Raw genomic sequence first — 21228 nt, 5'->3', positions numbered from 1 at the left:
ATAAAATTATTAAAATTAGTAAATATCATATAAAATTATTAAAATTAGTAAATATTATATAAAATTAGTAAACATTTTCGTTTGGTTTTTGTAAATATTCTTATTTATATTTCTAGTAAATATTTTTATTAATTTTCAGAGATATTTCTTATATTCTCAGGGATATTTCTTATTATAATGGTTTAAAAATAGATAGTATATATTATAAAGTATATTTATATTTTAATTTCAAAGATAATCATTTTTTGCAAGATATATATGTTTATTTTTAAAAATAAAATAACCTATAAAAAATCAGAGTATATTAAAATAGTATAAATTAAATTTAGTTATAAAATAAAATTATTTTTTAAAGTATATATTTTTTAAAGTGTAAATCTATGAATAAACCTATTCTTCGCTTTAAAATTATCAATATAATTCTGATGATTTTAAAACTTCTTTAAAAATAGATTAATTGATTTTTAATTAATTTTAGAAATAGATGCGGCTGCCGGGATTTGAACCCGGGCTGTAGGCTTGGAAGGCCCAAGTACTAACCAGACTATACTACAGCCGCGATGCGGCGTCCGGGATTTGAACCCGGGTCACTGACGTGGCAGGCCAGAGTCTTAACCAGGCTGGACTAACACCGCAAACGTATAAAATTGTGTATAAATTAGAATACAACTATACATTATTTGTTATCATATATAAAATTTTGCATTTTTTTAATCTAATTATTTATATAATTCAATGTTAAGACATAAGGATTATATAAAAATCATATAGTATTATACCTACTTTTTGTTAGTTTAATGTTAATTTGAATAAGTTTATATATCTTAAATTCAATAACCTTTAAAGGCAATAATATTATTATAATATATAATATTTTATATTTTTTTATAAGTTATTTTATATCTGTTAATAACTTATTTTATATATTTTGATAATATTTATTGTAATTAATAATTATTTGTTTAAATATTAAATATAAAAACGATTATTTGTATTTATAGTCATTAAGATTGATTATTTTACTTATAATTCTCAGAGGAAATTTCATGGACTTTAAAAAAATAGGCTTGCCATTAGCTATAATTGTAGCTATAATTATAATGATTATTCCTTTAGGAGGACTTACTTATCCTGGACACATGGCATTAGCACTTCTTGCATTTGCTGTAATAATGTGGGTAACTGAAGCTCTTCACTTGGCTGTTACATCAATCATTATATTATTTATGCAACCAATATTAGGTATTGCATCTTTTGAAAATGTAGCTATTGGTTTTGCAAATCCTATTCTATTTTTAATGATAGGTGGATTTATTATAGCTGAAGGTATTAGAAAAAGTGGTTTAGTTGGAAGATTGACTTATGTGATGTTGGATAAACTTGGAACGTCATCTAGTAGAGGTTTGTTTGTTAGTGTTTTTTCAACTGGAATACTATCGGCTTGGATTGAAAATGTAGTTGCATTTGCATTGGTTCTACCTATAATCAAAGAAATTGTAGATTTAATGGGCTGTAAAGATGTTTGTAATGCAAAAAGTAATTTTGCAAAAGCTATGATCTTAGGTGCTTCATTTGGTTCTCTTGCTGGGGGTTTAGCAACTGAAATTGGTACTGCTCCAAACTTAATGGCTGCCGCTTATACTCACATTCCATTTGCTAATTGGATGGTATTTGGTCTTCCATTAGCTATTATAATGTTAGTTATTATTTGGAAATGGCTTGGTTTTGTTTTCCCATCAGAAGTTAAAGAAGTTATTGGTGGTAAAAAAACATTGAATGATAAATTAAGTGCTCTTGGTGCAATGACTAGAACTGAAAAAATAGCTTTAGGTATATTGTTATTTACAATTTTCTTATGGATTACTACTGGTATTACTGGTCTTAATAGTTATTCAATAGCTTTAATTGGTGCTTCACTATTCTTTATATTCAAAATACTTGATTGGAGAGATGCACAGAAAAATGTTGATTGGGGACTTATAATGTTTTTCGGAGGAGCATTATCTTTAGGTGCTGCTCTTTTGAACACTGGTGCTGCTGAATGGTTAATTGATGATATTTTCCACTTAGTTGGTTCTAATCCTTCTATATTAGTTTTAGTTTTAGTTTTAATGGTAATTGGTATTTTAATTACTCAAGTAATGTCTAATGTTGCTCTTGCAGCTATTTTAGTTCCGTTATCTGTTACTTTAGCTCAATCACAATCATTACCAATTGGAACTTTCGCAGTTCCTGTAGCTATTGCTTGTTCATTATCTTACATGTTACCAACAGCTGATCCAACAGTTGCTATGGCTTATGGTACTGGGTTTGTTAAGATAAAGGAGATATTTAAAGCTGGAGCTCCATTAATTGCTATTGGTGCAGTTTTATCGGTTATAATTATATTTACTATTGGAAAACCATTTTTAGCTGCTTAATACTTTTATTAGGACTAATTTTTAATTTTTTAATTTTTTAATTTTTAATTTCTTTTATTTTCTAATTTTTTTTATTTCTTTAATTATTATTTTATTAAATTTTGTTTATTTTTTCATTTTAACTTTAATATAATGATATTTTTAGTTTATTTTCTTATGCTAATTGTTATTTTTAATTTATTATTAATTAATAATCAAGTTCTTTTATTGAAACCATTTCTTTTATTGAAACTCTTTTATCTAATTTAATTTATAGGAAACATTAATATACTATAAAAATAAAATTCTAAATATTATATTATGATTAATAATTTTAATTAATCTAAAATTGATTTTGTTTTTTTTAAAAATTTTTAATCTTTTTAAAAATTTTTAATCAATTGAATAATATTAACAATTAATCAAATAATATTAACTAATTAAGCAATATTAACAATTTATGGTGTGATTTTATGGCGGGAATTATAGGTTATGGTGCCTTTGTGCCATCATATAGAATTAAAGTTGAAGAAATAGCTAAAGTTTGGGGAGATAATCCAAAAGCAATTTCTAATGGTCTTGTTGTGGATGAAAAATCAGTTCCGGCTCCTGATGAAGATACAGCTACAATTTCTGTTGAAGCTGCTAGGAGTGCATTAGCTAGGGCTCAAATTGATCCTCAAAATATAGGGGCAGTTTATGTTGGTTCTGAATCTCATCCTTATGCAGTTAAACCAACTGCTACTATTGTGGCTGAAGCTGTTATGGCAACACCTGCTATGACTGCTGCAGATCTTGAATTTGCATGTAAAGCAGGTACTGCAGGTATGCAAGCTGCTATAGGTTTAGTTGATTCTAAAATGATTGATTATGGTTTAGCAATTGGTGCCGATACTTCTCAAGGAGCTCCTGGAGATGCTCTTGAATATACAGCTTCAGCAGGTGGAGCTGCTTATATAATTGGAAAAGAAGGCATTGCAAATGGTTCAATAGCTGATTTTGGAGATACTTTTAGTTTTACTACTGACACTCCAGATTTTTACAGACGTGAAGGACAACCATATCCTTCTCATGGTGGGAGATTTACTGGAGAGCCAGCATATTTCAAACATGTATTAGGTGCAGCAAAAGGAATATTTGAAAAAACTAGTACTGGTCCAGAAGATTATGATTATGCAGTTTTTCATCAACCAAATGGTAAATTCTATTTAAAAGTAGGTAAAAAGCTTGGATTTAACAATGAACAAATTAAAGACGGTCTTTTAACTCCAGTAATTGGTAATACTTATTCTGGTGCCACTCCTCTTGGTTTGGCTGCTATTTTGGATAAAGCACAACCTGGAGATAATATTTTAGCAATTTCTTATGGGTCTGGTTCAGGTAGTGATGCTTTTACATTGTCTGTAACTGATAAAATTGATGAAAAAAGGGAATTGGCTCCTAAACTTTCTAATATGATTAAAAATAAAACTTACGTTGATTATGCCGTTTATGCTAAATACAAAGGCAAATTAAGAATGTCCTAATAATAATTTTTGGAGATAAGATAATATGAGAGATGTTGCGATTATAGGTGTTTCACAAACAAAATTTGGAGAGTTGTGGGATTCATCATTTAGACAATTAATAGCTGAAGCAGGACTTAACGCTATTGAAGATTCTGGAGTTGCAGGTAATGATTTGGATGCTATGTTTGTTGGTAACATGACTGCTGGTCTTTTTATTCAACAAGAACATATTGCTGCTCTTATAGCAGATCATACTGGATTAAACCCAATTTCTTCAACTCGTGTTGAGGCTGCTTGTGCTTCTGGTGGACTTGCTCTTAGACAGGGTGTAATGGCTGTTGCTTCAGGATATCATGATATTGTAATTTCTGCAGGGGTAGAAAAAATGACTGATGTAGTTGATGCAACTCCTGCAATAGCTACTGCTTCTGATCAAGAATGGGAAGCTCAACAAGGAGTAACTTTCCCTTCTCTTTATGCAATGATAGCTAGACGTCATATGTACGAATATGGAACTACTCGCGAACAATTAGCTGAATTTTCTGTAATTAATCATAAAAACGCTTCTAAAAATCCTAGGGCTCAATATCCATTTGAAATTAGTGTAGATAAAGTTTTAAATTCTACAATGGTCGCAGACCCTTTAACTCTTCTTGATTGTTCTCCTGTTACTGATGGTGCAGCTGCAATCGTTTTGTGTCCTGCTGAAATGGCAAAACAATATACTGACACCCCTATATATGTGAAAGCATCTACTCAGGCTTCTGACACAATAACTTTACACGATAGGAAGGATATCACAACTATCGGTTCTACTAAAGTTGCAGCTAAAAAAGCTTATGAAATGGCTGGTGTAACAACAAAAGATATTGATGCTGTTGAAGTTCATGATTGTTTTTCAATAAATGGTATATTAGCTATTGAAGATTTAGGTTTTGTTGAAAAAGGAAAAGGTGGTCAGGCTGTAGAGGAAGGTATTACCCATATAGATGGTCAAATACCAGTAAATCCATCTGGAGGACTTAAAGCTAGAGGTCATCCATTAGGTGCAACTGGAATTGCTCAAGCTGCTGAAATAGTTTGGCAATTAAGGGGAGAAGCGGATAAACGTCAGATTGATGGTGCTGAAATTGGTATGACTCATAATATTGGAGGTACTGGTGGTACAGCTGCTATTCATATTCTTTCTAGATAAAAATTTTTTTAATTTTTTTTAAATTATATTTAATTATATTATTTCTAATTATATTATTTTTAATTAGATTATTTCTAATTATATTCTTTATAATTAAATTATTTTTAAATAAATCATTTTTTAAATTAATTCCATTTTTCTTTTTATTATTTATAAATAACTATCTAAATTTAATTTTTTTAAGGTAATAAATACTATTTTATAATTTAAAATGATTGTAATAATGTTTTTGATTTAATACTTGATTTTGAATGTTTTTATTAACTTATGATAGTTCTTTATAAAAAATAGAAATTTTTAGCATTTTTTTAGCTTTATTAATTTTCATTAAAATGATATTTTATTAATTAAAAATTTTAATCATAATAATTTTATAATTAAATTTAATTTAAAATAATACAGACTAAATAATATTCTTAAATAATCTAATATATCATATTTTTAAATAATATATCACATTTTTAAATAATATATTATATTTTTAAATAATATATCTAAAAAAATTTTTTATAATAATAAAAAGTTTTCATAATAGTAATATTAATAATATATAATAATAATATTAATATTAAAAAAAGTGTTTAGAAGAAGAGATTAAAATTCCCTTGGGGGGAGAATATGAAATCTTTTCTTCAAAGTGTATTCAAATTTTTATAAAACTGATGACACTATTATAATATAATTTTTCAATTATATATATACTTTATTCTCATTTAATATTGATGAAAAGATTTCTTATGTTCCGAACTATTTCATTAAGCATTGATTATTCTTTATTCTATTAACATTAGATTTTTTCAACTTATATGATTATTTTTAATATATTTTTTCTTAATTCATTTCAGTATATTATAATTTGTTTTAGTCTATTCTCTTTTTATTATCCTTTTCAATTTTTTATAAAAAATATTTATTTTTTATTTACTCTTTATTTACTTTTTATTTTTTTATAATTATTTTATTCTTTTTGATTTTTTAAAAGATTATCAATAAACTCCATATCTAAATTTTCTTCTACTATTTTAGCTAATCTGTCAATAGAATAATCTTTTTTTGTTTCATAAGGATCTATTCCAAATTTTTTTTCAAGTCCTTTATTTTTTCTTATATAATTTAAAAATTCTCTTCTAAAGTTATAATTATGGAATATTCCATGTAAGTAACTACCAAATACATTTCCTTTTATTGCACCATCATATAGTTCTATATCTTTCTTGGAATCTATACTTTGGGAGTTTTCAGAATATTCTCTGTATTTTGTGTTTCCTATGCCTTTTTTTATTTTTAGTAATGGTTGTTCTTCTTTAGAATTATCATAATTTTCATTTAAATCACCTAATTTTAATGTTGTGATTCCTTCATGTATTTCATAACCTTTAATTATTTCCCCTTGAATAGATGTAAATATTCCTTCAAAATCTTCAAAATTATTTTCCACTATTTTTTCTTTTAAAATAACCCCTTCGCTTTGTTCAACAATTTTTTCTTCTGAAGAATTATTTTTAAAATAAGTTTTTATATTTAGAAGCCCAATACCATCAACAGAACCTTCAGGAGACTCTCTTTTATTTTCATCAAATATTTTTTTTCCTAAAATTTGATATCCTCCACATATCCCAACTATTGGTATATGAGGATATTTATTATTTATTTCTCTTATTTGATTTGCCATACCACTTTTTTCTATAGCAACCATATCTTCAGTTGTGTTACGTGTTCCTGGTATTAAAATCGCATCAATATCTATTATATTATTTTTAGAATCAATTAAATTATCATTTATGTCAATGAGCTTTATTCCAACATCTTCTTCAAATTCAAATGGGTCAATGTCTGTGAAATTAGCTATTTTTGGAAGTCTAATAACTCCAATAATTATATCTTTATTTGAATCAAATTTATGTTCAAAGAGTGATGCAGAATCTTCTTCTGGCAAATGAAGGTCATGATCATAAGGAAGGACTCCTAAAACAGGAGCATCAATAATTTTTTCTATCTTTTCAATTCCGGGCATTAATATATCTAAATTTCCACTAAATTTATTTATTATAACTGCTTTCAGTCTAGATCTATCGTAATTATCTAATAATGAAAAAGTTCCTGCAATTGATGCAAATACCCCTCCTTTATCAATATCTGCAACAAGTAGAACATCAGCATTTGCCATATGCGCTATTTCCATGTTAGCTAAGTCTTCTTTTCTCATATTTATTTCTGCAGGGGATCCTGCTCCTTCAATAATAATAATATCATATTCTTCTTTAAGTTTTTCAAGAGATTCATTTATTGCATTTAATGCCTTTTCTCTAAATTTATGTTGATAATCATAAAAATTCATATCTGCTACAGCTTTTCCTTGAATAATAACTTGAGAATTGAAATTTCCTTTTGGTTTAAGAAGAATAGGATTCATATGTATACTTGGTTGAACATCAGCTGCTTCTGCTTGAAGAACTTGCGCAATAGCTATTTCTCCATTTTCTTTTGTTGTGTAAGAATTTAGAGACATATTTTGAGATTTGAAAGGTGCTACTTTATATCCTCTTCTTGAATATATTCTACATAAAGCAGCTACCATAACGCTTTTTCCAGCATTTGATGAGGTTCCTTGAACCATAATACATTTAGCCATTTTTTTTACCTTCTCTAATGATTTCAATTTAAAATGATTTATTTTTCAGAATATTTTTTAATGAAAAACTTTTATAATTATCACTATTATTCTAATTAATATTTATAGATAATTATAATTTAATATAATTAAAATTAGCTTGATTTTTTGTTTTTGGACTTTTCTATATGTGCAATTGTTAATTTTTCTTATACAATTGTTAAGCTTTTAAACTACTAAATGATCTTTTTAAATAAATTTTTCATTGAAATCAATTAAAAAAAGTTTTTATTAAAAATATATAAAAAAGTTTATATTTACATAATTTATTTAAAAATTTATTTAAAAATTCAATAAAATTCTGTTATTTTTTTTAAATATTTATTTAAATATTTATTTAAATTTTAATCTCATCTTAAAAATCAAATAATCTTCTAATTGGTATTGTTATTATGTTAATTTAGTAAAAATAGATTTTGGTAGGATAATTGGTTTCCTTTTAGCCCTTGAGTTATTAATTTTTTGTGGTTGGTTTAAAAGGAGGTGAACCTTTATGTAGTATTTTAATAATCATTATACTAGGAAACCGTTTTCCTACTCATATTTATGATTGTATTTCATAGTATATAAAGATTTTTGATAATATAAAAATAATATAATGTAATATTTTATATTTTAAATCTTAATTTCATAATAATTAATATAAAAATTATTTTTTCATTTTTGGTAGTTTCATTTTTTGCAAATTTTATTTAATTTATATGATTGATAAATGATTTTCATTGAAAACATTTATTAATGATAGAGTACAACATATTCATACAAAAAGTTAGTTTAATATTTTTTTATTTTTTTTATTAATTTTGTTTAAAAAGTAATATTAAAATGGTTGAAAATGTTCTATGAAAATGAATATTATATAAAAATATAAATAACATCCTTTCCTAATATGAATTTATTAATAATATCTCAATAAATATAAAAATTTTAATGAGTATTTTAATTAATCTTTGATATTTAAAGCAAATATTTTTAAGAAAAAACTTTCAAATAAACCTACTTTAATAAAAATCTTTCAAATAATATATTCTAATAAAAATCAATAATTGCTAAAATATTAATTTATTAAGACTAATACCAAAAAAATTTATATAATATTAATATATTATATTAAAATCATTTTTAATTAATATTTATTTATTTTTAACATAAAATTTAATAAAATAAAATAATAAAAACATTTAAATGTTTATTAGACAAATAAAACTAATTGAATATTAACTGAATATTAATTTAATTTATAAAATAAATTTTGGTTAATTAATAATTAGCTGAAAATCCAATTCAAGCTTAATTGAGGTTTCTATATGAAAATTAATAATGAATCATCTAAATTTCTAGAAGATTCTCAAAAGAAATTTGAAAAAAGTGTTAATAACACTAATGCTAGTAGTAATGAAAAAGATATTAGTAATGTTTCAAAAATTGTTAAAAATACAAATTCTCTTGACACGATTATAGATAATAATATGAATATAAATAAATTAAATTCAAATAAAACTTCAATTAAGAAAGAGGCGATTAAAATTACACTCGACACTAATAAAGATCATAATCTCACAGAAAAAATGGAGAATGATGATATTTCTGAAGATGAAATAAACACTGAGAATATTGAAAAAGAAAAAAATTCAACCGATAATGAGTTAGATGAAAATTCATCTGAAAAAGATAGCAATATTAATTCTTATTATGAAAAACAGAAAATGTTGGATTATGAGAATATAGGAAGTACAAAAGATATTGATGTGCCTCCTCTTTTAATAGATCAAGTAATTGGTCATGAAGAATCTGTTGAAACTATTAAAAAAGCAGCTAAACAACGGAGAAATGTTCTTCTTATTGGGGATCCTGGTGTTGGAAAATCAATGATAGCTAAAGGAATGGCAGAGCTTTTACCGCCAGAAATACTTCAAGATGTTTTAGTATATCCAAATGCTGAAGATTCTAATAATCCTTTAATCCGTACAGTTCCTGCAGGTGAAGGTAAAAGAATTGTCATGGCAAATAAGAATACTACAAAAGGTTATGAAGAGAAAAAACTTATTGTAACAATGATTCTCATTGCAGGAGTCTTAGCACTTGGTTTCATATATAGGGCTCAATTATTATTTGCAATTTTAGCAGCTCTTTTCATATTTTTCATATCTATGCAGATAAAACCTAAAAATATTACAATGGCTCCAAAGCTATTAGTAAATAATGCTGAAAAAAGATTTGCTCCATTTGAAGATGCTACTGGTGCTCATGCGGGTGCCCTTCTTGGTGATGTTCGTCATGACCCATATCAATCTGGAGGACTTGGAACTCCTGCTCATGAACGTGTTGAACCAGGCATGATTCATAAAGCTAATAGGGGTGTCTTATACATAGATGAAATTGGAACTATGAGTATGAAAACTCAACAAGAACTTCTTTCAGCTATGCAGGAGAAACATTACTCTATTACTGGGCAAAGTGAAAATAGTAGTGGTGCAATGGTCCGTTCTCAATCAGTTCCATGTGATTTTGTTCTAGTTGCTTCTGGTAATATTCAGGTTCTTGAAGGTATGCACATTGCTATGCGTTCTAGAATTAGGGGATATGGTTATGAAGTCTTTATGAAAGATAACATGCCAGATAGTGAAGAAAATAGGAAAAAACTTATTCAGTTTGTAGCTCAAGAAGTTAAAAATGATGGTAGGATTCCTCATTTCTCACCAGAGGCCTTAGATGAAATTATTAGGGAAGCAAAAAGAAGAGCTGGTAAAAAAGATTCTCTTACTTTACGTCTTAGGGAATTAGGAGGCCTCGTTCGTGCTGCAGGTGATGTAGCTAAAGAAGAAGGGGCTGACCTTGTTCATGCAGACCATGTTTTAAATGCTAAAAAATTCTCTAGAACTTTAGAACAACAAATAGCTGATAGATCTATTACTCAAAGAAAAGAATATGCAGTATTCAACCCTGAAGGTGGAAAAATTGGTATGGTTAATGGTTTATCTGTTATTGGTGATAGAAGTGGCCTAATGCTTCCAATTGCTGCTGAAGCCGCTCCTGCTCAAAGTAAAAGAGAAGGAAAAATTATTGCAACTGGTAAATTGGGTGAAATAGCTAAAGAATCTGTTCAAAATGTAAGTGCTCTTATTAAAAAACACACAGGCACAGACATTTCACAATATGATATTCATATTCAATTTTTACAGACTTATGATGGAGTTGAAGGTGATAGTGCAAGTGTATCAATTGCAGCAGCTGTTATTTCAGCTATTGAAGAAATTCCAATTGATCAAACTGTTGCTTTAACTGGATCACTCAGTGTTCGTGGAGATGTACTTCCAATTGGTGGAGCTACTAGTAAAATAGAAGCTGCAGCTGAAGCAGGAATCAAAAAGGTTATTATTCCAAGATCTAACATGAAAGATGTTATGATTGAGAAAAAATATGAAAATTTAATCGAAATTATTCCTGTTGATACATTAAGTGATGTTTTAGAAAACATTCTTATAGGATGTAGTGAAAAAAGTAGCTTAATAAAAAAGATGAAGAAAATCAGTAGTGCTGTTGCAGATAAGGTTCCAAACAGTTCTTTAAATGCTTGTGATGTTCCTAGTAAATCTTAAATACTAATTTTTTATTTTTTACTTTTTTATTTTTTTATTTTTAATTATTTTATTAATCCCATTTTTAATCGTGTTTATTAATTTTTTAATTAATATTTTTTATATTTTTTTTAATTAATTTATTTAATTAATCTTTTTATAATTTTTTTTAAAAAATTGAATTTATTTTACTTTACAGCTTTCTAACTAATTTAAATTTTTTTTTATTATTCCTTTTTTTATTATCCATTTATTTATATTATTACTTTTTTTTATTATTCATTTTTTATATTATCCATTTATTTATATTATTAATTTTTTTATCTCTTTGTAAAGATTATCCTTGATATAAAATAAATAAAAATATTTATATATAGTGAGTACTCATATTGTTATTTATGTTGAGTATAAAAATTCTATTTATCTTTGTATTCAACCATAAGTTTTAAGAATTTTTCTAAATATTATTTTAGAGAAAGTATTTTTATTATTTTTTCATTTTTATTAAAATAAAGATGAAAATATATTAATAAATGGTATATAAATTCGATTAGAAAAATAATAGTGTTATTTTCATTTCAAATGATTATTTAAGAATCATAGATTATTTGATTAATCATATGTTATATTTATGAATCATATTTATTTAATTACTATACACATTATTAAAACTAATGAATTTTTTATACTTCCTATAATGTTTTTACTAAATATGAGGAGGTGAGAAAATTAAAAAATCGAAAAATATTATATTTTTAAGTATAATCTTTTTAGCTGTTTGCTTATTTTTATCAACTTCTGTAAGTGGGGCTAGTGTAACTATTGATAATAATACTAGTGGTGGCATAGCTCAGGGAGTTTTAGATGCTGGTGAAGGAGGATATCTTACTTTAGAAGATGGTATATATTCGGGTTCTAATAATACAAATATTATTATAAATCAAAACATAACCATAAGGGGTTCTTCACAAAATAATACTATTATTGATGCTAGTTCAATAGGTAGAGTTTTCAATGTTACTGATGGAAATTCTTTATTTTTGATAAATTTGGCTATTATCAATGGTAATGCTACTTTAGGAGGAGCTATTTATTCAACTGGATTGTTAGGGATATATAATGTTACATTTATTAATAATACTGCAGGAAGAGGTGGAGCTATTTGGGCTTCTAACCCTTATAATAGTACTATGGCAAACATTATTCAAAATTCTGTATTTATAAACAATCATGGGACTGATAGTAGTGCTGGTGGCGGGGGTGCATTGATGCTTACTGGTGGTCAAGTTCAGATATCTTATTCTAATTTTATAAATAATACTGCAGCTAATAATGGTGGTGCTATTAATAAAAATAATGGTACTATCATAGGCATATTTGAATCTGTCTTTGAAAATAATTCTGCTAATAATGGTGGAGCTATTTATAATACAAATAGTAATTTAACAATCTCTGATTCTTTATTTAATAACAATAGTGCTAATGCTGGAAATGGTGGGGCTGTTTATTCTAATACTGCAACTTCAACTTTTCTTTATTATGTTAACTTTTATAGAAATAGTGCTAATGGTCAGGGAGGAGCTATTTATGTTCGACATAGTATTAATTCTACTGGATCAAATTATATAAATAATACTGCAAGTCAAGGTGGCGGTATATATAGTATTCCAGATACTGGTGATGTTTCAGTTCAATACAATCGTTTTGTTAACAATTCTAACTATGATTATTATTTAAACAATACTGGTATGTCTAAGACTCCAAATCTTAGTTATAATTGGTGGGGTAATAACACTCCATTAGTTTATGGTATTGTTTTAACTGATTGGTTTGTTATGCAATTAACTGCAAATAATTTTAGTACTATAGTAAATAGTAGTACTAATCAGCCAGGGTCTAATGTTAATTTGTCTTATCAGCTTATTCTTTATAATAATACAACAAATACTTTCAGTATTGTTGATTATGGAAACCTTCCTGATTTTATTGTCAATTTAACTTGGACGGGTATTAATGGAATTAATTCTGAATTAATTAATGCAAAAGGATTTTACTCTGAGATTACCAATTTCACTTCTGGTAGTGGTTTTAGTCTTAGGGCAATTGGAGATAATGAAAATTTAATGTTATATAAAGAAATTATTTTTGCAAATTTAACTATTTCCAAAACTGCTAATGTTACCAATGTTTTAAATGGTCAACGTGTTACATATACTATTACTGTAACTAACAATGGAAATAATACTGCTACTAATGTTTGGATTAATGATATTTTACCATCTGGTATTATTTATCTGGGATCTTATCCTTCTGGAGATTATAATCCAAGTACTGGTATTTGGTATATTGGTAATTTAAATAATGGGTCTAATGTTACATTATTTATTAATGTTCTTTTGAATCGTTCAGGAAATATCACTAATATGGCTACTATTAATTTAGATGAATCTAATCTTGGTATTAACAATACAAATGTAACTATTAGTGTAGATCCTGCTGTAAATCTCACTATTAATAAATCTAGTAATGTTAAAGGAAATGTTGTTAATGGTCAAACAATACACTACACTATTACTGTAAGTAATCATGGTCCTGATGGAGCAACAAATGTTGTTGTTAATGATAAATTACCACTAGAACTTGTTTATTTGGGTAGTTCTACTAAATATGGGACTTACAATCCAAACACAGGTATTTGGACAATTGGTAGTTTAGCTAAAGATGGAACTGCTACATTAATTATCACTGTTCGTATTAATACTACGGGTAATATAACTAATATAGTTAATATAACTACTAGTGATATGAATTATGGTAGTAACATGACTAATCTTACTATTTTAGCTATTCACAACACTAACCTTAATGTTAGTGCTAAATTTAGCAATGATAATAAAACTATCTTTTTCACAGGCAAATTAGTTGATGAATTTGGAAATCCATTAAGCAATAAAACAATCAAGTTTTATTTAAATGGTAAATATATTGGGAAATCTTTGACTAATGAAAATGGTGTAGCTGAGCTCAATTATACTAAAAATAATCCTTTTAAACCAGCAAATTACTTAATATTTGCTTTATTTAATGGTGATGAAGAATACAATTATTCAAATGCTTCTTATAATTTAAAATTCAAAGAAGACAAGAATAATAGTACTAACAATACAAATATCAATCCAGTTGTAGCTAATGCAACTATGAAAGAAACAGGAATTCCAATAACTGCTATATTTTTAGTATTTTTGATTAGCTTAGGATTAATAACTAAAAAAAGGTAATATTTAATTTTTTAAAGGATTTTTAATTTGCAAAATATTATGTTTCAAAGTTAGGAAATCTTTGATTTCCTTTAATTTTTATCCTTATTTTTATTTTTATTTTTAAATTGGATAAATTATAGTAATATTTTACTGAAAAAATTAGAATAAATAGTATTGTATATGTATCAATCAATTTATGAAGGTCATTATATAATAAAATTATAATAAAAATATTTAATATATCTATTATTAGTTATTTTTATTATTTTTATTATTTTTTTTATTATTATTTCTTTATTATTAATTATTTTTTGAATTAATTTAATTATAATAATAACTTTTATATTTTTTTATATTAATGAAATGGAATATTATTTTTTATATTATAAAGATTTTGCTATAATTTTAGCTATTGAAATACAACTGACTTCTGATTTTAATGTGTCTGTCCCTGCAATAGATTTAGCTCCAGCAGCATATATTTTTAAAACTGCATCATTAACAAGAATGGGATGAACACAACAAACACTAACAGATTTAGCTCCTTGATCTTTTAATATACCAATCGCATTGACTATAGTACCTCCAGTAGCTATAATGTCATCAATAATTATTGCTTCTTTTCCTTTTACAGAATCTATACTAACTTTTTTTTCAGTTTTATTCAATTGAGCTAATTTCGGGTCATTTGCAGAAAAATCACATCTAATGTCCGCGATTTTTGTTTCAACTTTATCTGGGCCTAATCGTACTTTATTCATATAGGTACAACTGCAATCAAGTATCTTAGCAATTTCCTCTGCAAAATTAAGTGCTCCTTTATCTGGAGCAATTATTATTGGATCTTTAGAAATAGAGTCTATATATTCTGCAATTGCTTCCATAGCTGAGATATTTTTCGTCGGAATATTGAAAAAATCTCTAACACTATCTTCATGAAGATTTACAGAAATTATTTCATCTGCACCTGCATCTTCAATTATATTTGCTATTACTTGTGCTGAAATTGATTCTCCACTTTTAAATCTTTTTTCCTGTCTACCATACCCAAAATAAGGAATAACAACTTTTAACTTTTCAACACCCATATCCTTTAATGTTTTTATCATGAATAATAATTCAATAAGGTTTTCATCTTGAGGATATCCTGTTGATTGTATAATAACTGCTTCTTCTGCAACTTCTCCTTTTATTCTGAGATATCTTTCTCCATCAGGAAATTTTTTTGTTTCAATTGGACATAAAGAATCTCCAAGCTCTTTTGCAACATTAGCTGCTAATTTTTGAGAGGCTGAACCACCGATTATCAATAATATCACCATTTAACTATAATAATAATCTGTATTATTTATTATTTATAAGTTTAGTTTCTATATTAAACTAATGATTTTTTCTTTTAGATTAATAATTTTACATATCATTTTTAATAAATAATGTTATTAATATTAAAATTAAATCTAAAAATAAAGTAATAACAATCTTAAGAATAATCATTAAATTAAAATTAAATTATATAAATATCACATTATATAATATTAACTTTTTATAATTATATTTAATAAATATATTTAATATATTATAAAATCAATCTTTTTTATAATTTAATATTTTCTTGGTTTAATATTTTATATAATTTATAATTTATTTGATAATTAAAAATATTATTGTGTATTTTAGATAATTTTAACCTTGAATACTTTTACTTTTGAATAATTTTTCAACTGTATAATAATATTTTAGCAGTATTTTTGGAAAAATATATTATACATGTTTCACAGATAAATATATTATATATATTAATTAATGTACTTAATCTAAAGGATATTTTGATTCATAAAAGAATATTTAATTAATTTTATCATCTTATATATGTATTTTATCATTTTATAAAGGTTCTAAATTTATTTTTTAAAGAGGTGTCGTAATGCATGAATTATCAATGGCAGATGGTATTTTAAAAGCAGTAATTTCAAATGCTGAGCAAAATGGGGCTACTGAAGTTACAGAAGTAACTATTGAAATTGGAAAATTGGCTCTTCTTAATCCAGAGCAAGTTAAATTCATGTTAGGAGTTCTTAGTGAAGATACAATAGCAAAAGATGCAAATTTTGTAATGGTAGAAATCCCTATTGAAATTAAGTGTAAGGAATGTGGTTATATTGGCTTAGCTGATGGAGATGATTTAGATCATTATGCTCCCATGGTAGAATGTCCTAAATGTGAAAATAAGGTCATTGAAATTACTAATGGTAAAGATTGTATTGTAAAAAATATTGTTATTGAAAAACCTGATGATTAAAATATTTTTTAAATTAAAATATTATTAATATAATATAGATATATTTAATTTTTAGGTACAAATTAGATAAATTTTTATAACTTAGATATGGTTTAACTTAAATAATAGGTTTAAATCAAATAATAAATTCTAAATAAATCATTTTATGAGTAAATTTTTGGATATATATTAATATATATCTTTGTGTATATCTTAGTATTATCTTAGTATATATCGTTATATATTTTAAACATTGAGAGATGGTTATTAATGCATAAAGTAGCAGAAATTGAAGTTCAACATAATATAATGAAGGCTAATAAAAAATTAGCAGATAAAAATCAAGAAATATTTGATAAAAATAATATTTTTTGTGTGGATTTTGTAGGTGCAATTGGTTCTGGTAAAACTTCTCTTATTGAAGACCTTATTGATAATATGAATGGTTCAATCGGTGTCATAGCTGGAGATGTTATCAGTAAATTTGATGCTGGTAGATTTGAGAGCCATAATGTCCCTGTTGTAGGTTTAAACACCGGTAAAGAATGTCATCTTGATGCACACCTTGTTGAGCATGTTCTTGATGATATGCCAATGGATAAGATTGATTATCTCTTTATTGAAAATGTAGGTAATCTTATTTGCCCTGTTGATTTTGATCTTGGTTCTCATATGCGTATTGTAGTTATAAGTGTTAGTGAAGGTGATGATACAGTAGAAAAACACCCTTTAATATTCCAGAGTGCAGATCTTGTTATTATTAATAAAGTTGATATCGCTGATGCTGTTGGTGCAGATAGTGATAAAATGGTTAATGATGTTCATGATATAAACCCTAGTGTTGAAGTTATAAAAACTAGCCTTAAACAAGGAATGGGATTAGATAAAGTTATTTTAGCTATTGAAAACTTTAAAAATAATATTTAATCTAATAATTCTTAAAAACAATATAGTATTTGAATAATAATATTAATACTGATACTCTAAATAATAATATTTAAATTTAGGTAATTTTTAAAAATTAGATGATTTATCAAATTAGATATATTTTATAAAACTAATTAGATATATTTTATAAAACTAATCAGATATATTTTATAAAAATAAATTCGATATATTTTATAAAACTAAACTAGATATAATCTATAAACTAAATTATATATTTTTATAAAGTTATATTGCTTATGAAGTTAAATAAAGGTGATTATTTTGAAAATTTGGATAGATATAACTAATTCTCCTCATGTAAGATTTTTTAAAGATATAATTAAATATTTCCAAGATGAAGGAGAAGATTTAATCATCACTGGAAGACAATTTGGGGATATTCATAAGTTAATGGATATGTATGGTTTTGATTTTATATCTGTTGGTAAACACGGGGTTTCTCTTGAAGAAAAACTTAAAGAAAGCACTGCTAGGGTTGATAGTTTAGTTGATATCATAGCTAGTGAAAAAATTGATGTTGCTTTATCTAAACATTCAATAGAATTGCCTCGTATATCTTTTGGCTTAGGGATACCTAGTTTATATATTTTAGATAATGAACATGCTGAAGCAGCAAATAAACTTACACTTCCATTATGTGATAGATTAATAGCTCCAAGAATTATTGACATGTGGAAACTAATTGGTTATGGTGCAAATCCAAATAAACTTCTTAGATATAATGGGACTTCTGAAATTATCCATTTTAAGAGCTTTGAATATAATCAAAATATTTTTAATGATCTAAATATTAATTTAAAAAATCCTAAAACTATTTTAATGAGGCCGGAACCTTCTTTAGCATCTTATCTTGATGCTGACTGTAGAGAATCAGTACTTTCTCCTATTGTGGAAGTATTAAAAGAATATGCAAATATTTTAATTTTACCTCGTTTTAAAGAACAATCAGAAATTTTTGAAGGGATTGAAAATGTTACTATCTTGAAACCTCCTGTGGATACTTCTAGTATAATTAAACATTGTGATTTAGTTATTGGTGCAGGTGGAACCATGAATAGGGAAGCTGCTGTTTTGCATACTCCTGTTATTTCTTGTTATCCAGGAATTCCTTTGTCTGTTGATCAATATTATATTGATAAAGGTTTAATGTTTAGGTCTAATAATACCGAAGAAGTAATAAACAAAGCACTTAGTTTTCTTGTTAATCCTACTAAAAAAGAAGAAATTAAACATGATGATTTATTTCAATTAATTGTTGATAATGTTTATGAATTAGGTAGAAAAAAATAATATCTCTTTTTTAATATTATTCCTTTTTTATTCTTAAGAATATATGTTTTATAATGTCTTTTAGAATAATACACTTTTTAAAATAATATTCTTTAGAATAATGTCATTTTTTAAAATAATTTAATTTTTAGAATATAAAATTTTTTCATTTTTTCTTATTTGTTGACTAGCTTTTTTTGTCCTATATTTTCTAATATTATATTAATTCAATTTATTCTTATTTTTAGTTTTTATATTTCTATAAAAATAAATTTAAAAGTATTTTAGTATCATGATTATTACTATGATTTATATCTAATTTTTATAGATAAATTTAAATACTTTTAAAATAAATCTTTTATAGTCTTTATATTGAAGTATTTATATCTTGAGGGCTGGTAGCTCAGATGGTAGATCGTCGCCTTGGCATGGCGGAGGCCCCGGGTTCAAATCCCGGTCAGTCCATTTTTTTAATTCTCTTCTTTTTCACTTCTATTAACTTTAAAAACTTTTCAGGTTTTTTGCGGGATTTTAAGATGTGTTTTCTTATTTATAGAAAAACTTTTTATTGAGTAAGTATAAATAAATTTATATTGTAAATAATAATATTATGGAAATTAAATATTGGTAATATAATTTCTATATTAATAATTTTGTATAATAATTTGATTACATAATCTTCTCAGTAATTTTAATGTAATTTTGTATAATTAATTGTTATTTAATAATTATTATAAAATCAAAATAATCTCAGTTTTGGTTTATTGTTGTAAGTTTAATATTAAAACATTTTATAAAAATAATTTTATAAAGATAAATATAATTCAATATTCATTATAAAATATTTAAAATAATTATTTTAACTAATAAATTATTTTAACTATAAATATAAAATACTAAAATTTTTGAAGTAATTTTTAATAGTTATTTTATATTTATTAAAAAATCTTAATCTATATAAAAATAAATTTTAAAAAGGAGTTTTCTATGCCTTTAATAGCTCAAAATCATTTTCAATTTATATTAGAAATAGGAGCAATAATATTTGCTTTAGTGACATTTACTATTAATTTAGTTCCAATTTCTCTTAGTATAATTACTTTCCTTTCACTTTTCTTGTCTGTTGCATTTACTCTTCTTTTTGGGGCAGATATTGCAATGTTATTTTTATCTTTTGGACAAAATGAGTTTACACATCCTTTTGGACCAATAGCACTTTTAGCAATTATAACTTCTTTGGCTTCATTAAAAGTAATGGAAGATTCTGGTGTTAATGTAAAAAGTTTACAAAAATTTGTCTTTATTTTATTAATTGGGGTAACTGTATTTGGGGGATTAATGCATAGGTCTTTCCTTCTTCTTTGGATTTTAGGTTTATTTGTAGGATATTTCTTAATATCTAAATCTTTCAGACAAAAATCATTTTTAACTGTAAAGAGAATTCTTATATTTTGTGGTTTGGGAGGTGCAGCTTTTGTTTGTCTCGAGTTACTTTCGACCATAACTCATATGGAGGTATTTTCTCCATTACTTAGGATTACCAGAATTGAAACAAACTCTCTTGCAAGTTTAAAGATGGTTTTACACAATACTCAACTAATTGGCCATACTCCAGGTTCTGCTTATTGGGGTGCAGAAGATACAGGTTTTGCTTCAGGATATATAAGTCTTCCTATGTCTTTTATTCTCTTATTTGGATTGCCATTTCCCTTGTTTTATGGTGTGTTAGTAACTAAAAAAGATACTATAGATTATATGTTGCCTGGAATTTTTGGTTATTCCTTTGATTTCGGATATTTGGGATTGATAGGCCTTGTGGGATTCACATTATTCACGATAATTATTGGTCTGATGGTTCTTAGGGAGTATAGGGCTAAACGTGAAAAAAATAATAAAAAATATCTTGGAAAAGAAGTTCTTTTAATAGGATCTCTCACAGCTTTTATAGCTCAAGCTATTGTTGGAATGTTTATATTTAATCGTTCTATTAATGGTACTGCTCTTTTAACGTTTATATTCTTAGCTTCACTAGTACTTGCTCATGTAATTTCTCTTAAAAGGGATTAAATGGAGAATATTTAAATAATATTATCTAAGTTTATAATTAAAATTATTCTAGTAA

General features: G+C 25.6%; 12 protein-coding genes and 3 tRNA genes. 10 read left to right on the top strand and 5 right to left on the bottom strand.

Annotated features, from left to right (window positions below; translation table 11 throughout):
* Positions 1–485: 485 nt before the first annotated feature.
* Positions 486–559 (bottom strand) — tRNA-Gly (locus tag Q0087_RS05610).
* A gap of 2 nt (positions 560–561) precedes the next feature.
* Positions 562–635, bottom strand: a tRNA-Gly gene (locus Q0087_RS05605).
* Between the two features lie 411 nt (positions 636–1046).
* Between Q0087_RS05605 and Q0087_RS05600 the strand changes: the two genes are divergently transcribed.
* From Q0087_RS05600 to Q0087_RS05590, 3 genes are all read left to right on the top strand, one after another.
* On the top strand, positions 1047–2420 hold the full coding sequence (locus Q0087_RS05600; RefSeq protein WP_297898697.1) for a DASS family sodium-coupled anion symporter: 1374 nt from the start codon (positions 1047–1049) through the stop codon (positions 2418–2420).
* 452 nt (positions 2421–2872) lie between these two features.
* Entirely contained in the window at positions 2873–3925 is a 1053-nt protein-coding gene (locus Q0087_RS05595) for a hydroxymethylglutaryl-CoA synthase (RefSeq protein ID WP_297898696.1), read from the top strand.
* Positions 3926–3950: 25 nt separating this feature from the next.
* Positions 3951–5102, top strand: a complete 1152-nt coding sequence (locus Q0087_RS05590; protein ID WP_297898695.1) for a thiolase domain-containing protein — start codon at positions 3951–3953, stop codon at positions 5100–5102.
* Between the two features lie 958 nt (positions 5103–6060).
* Here the strand turns inward: Q0087_RS05590 and cobQ are convergent.
* Positions 6061–7734, bottom strand: a complete 1674-nt coding sequence (gene cobQ / locus Q0087_RS05585) for a cobyric acid synthase CobQ (RefSeq protein ID WP_297898694.1) — start codon at positions 7732–7734, stop codon at positions 6061–6063.
* 1745 nt (positions 7735–9479) lie between these two features.
* On the opposite strand from cobQ, the gene lonB reads away from it, so the two are divergent.
* A complete protein-coding gene (lonB, locus tag Q0087_RS05580; RefSeq protein ID WP_297898699.1) occupies positions 9480–11372 on the top strand; it encodes an ATP-dependent protease LonB in 1893 nt (630 codons plus the stop codon).
* A 685-nt stretch (positions 11373–12057) separates the two neighbouring features.
* Here the strand turns inward: lonB and Q0087_RS05575 are convergent.
* Complete coding sequence (locus tag Q0087_RS05575) at positions 12058–12198, bottom strand: hypothetical protein (protein ID WP_297898692.1); 141 nt, start codon at positions 12196–12198, stop codon at positions 12058–12060.
* A gap of 202 nt (positions 12199–12400) precedes the next feature.
* Here Q0087_RS05575 and Q0087_RS05570 point away from each other — a divergent pair, with 202 nt between their 5' ends.
* Positions 12401–14629, top strand: coding sequence for a hypothetical protein (locus Q0087_RS05570; RefSeq protein WP_297898691.1), 2229 nt, complete (start codon positions 12401–12403; stop codon positions 14627–14629).
* A gap of 365 nt (positions 14630–14994) precedes the next feature.
* Here Q0087_RS05570 and Q0087_RS05565 read toward each other — a convergent pair whose 3' ends face one another.
* The gene (locus Q0087_RS05565) at positions 14995–15921 is read right to left on the bottom strand and encodes a ribose-phosphate diphosphokinase (RefSeq protein WP_297898690.1); all 927 of its coding nucleotides are present in this window, start codon (positions 15919–15921) and stop codon (positions 14995–14997) included.
* Positions 15922–16535: 614 nt separating this feature from the next.
* Between Q0087_RS05565 and hypA the strand changes: the two genes are divergently transcribed.
* The 5 genes from hypA (at position 16536) to Q0087_RS05540 (ending at position 21173) form a co-directional block, all read left to right on the top strand.
* On the top strand, positions 16536–16910 hold the full coding sequence (gene hypA, locus Q0087_RS05560) for a hydrogenase maturation nickel metallochaperone HypA (RefSeq protein ID WP_297898689.1): 375 nt from the start codon (positions 16536–16538) through the stop codon (positions 16908–16910).
* A gap of 249 nt (positions 16911–17159) precedes the next feature.
* Positions 17160–17816, top strand: a complete 657-nt coding sequence (hypB, locus tag Q0087_RS05555; protein ID WP_297898688.1) for a hydrogenase nickel incorporation protein HypB — start codon at positions 17160–17162, stop codon at positions 17814–17816.
* 273 nt (positions 17817–18089) lie between these two features.
* Positions 18090–19127 carry a DUF354 domain-containing protein gene (locus Q0087_RS05550; RefSeq protein ID WP_297898687.1) on the top strand — a complete coding sequence of 346 codons (1038 nt, stop codon included), beginning with the start codon at positions 18090–18092 and terminating at the stop codon, positions 19125–19127.
* 371 nt (positions 19128–19498) lie between these two features.
* Positions 19499–19571, top strand: a tRNA-Ala gene (locus tag Q0087_RS05545).
* A 522-nt stretch (positions 19572–20093) separates the two neighbouring features.
* Positions 20094–21173, top strand: coding sequence for a hypothetical protein (locus Q0087_RS05540; RefSeq protein WP_297898686.1), 1080 nt, complete (start codon positions 20094–20096; stop codon positions 21171–21173).
* Positions 21174–21228: the final 55 nt, after the last annotated feature.

Source organism: uncultured Methanobrevibacter sp. (assembly GCF_937881195.1).
GTDB lineage: Archaea > Methanobacteriota > Methanobacteria > Methanobacteriales > Methanobacteriaceae > Methanobinarius.
This window is presented reverse-complemented; position numbering and strand designations above follow the sequence as displayed.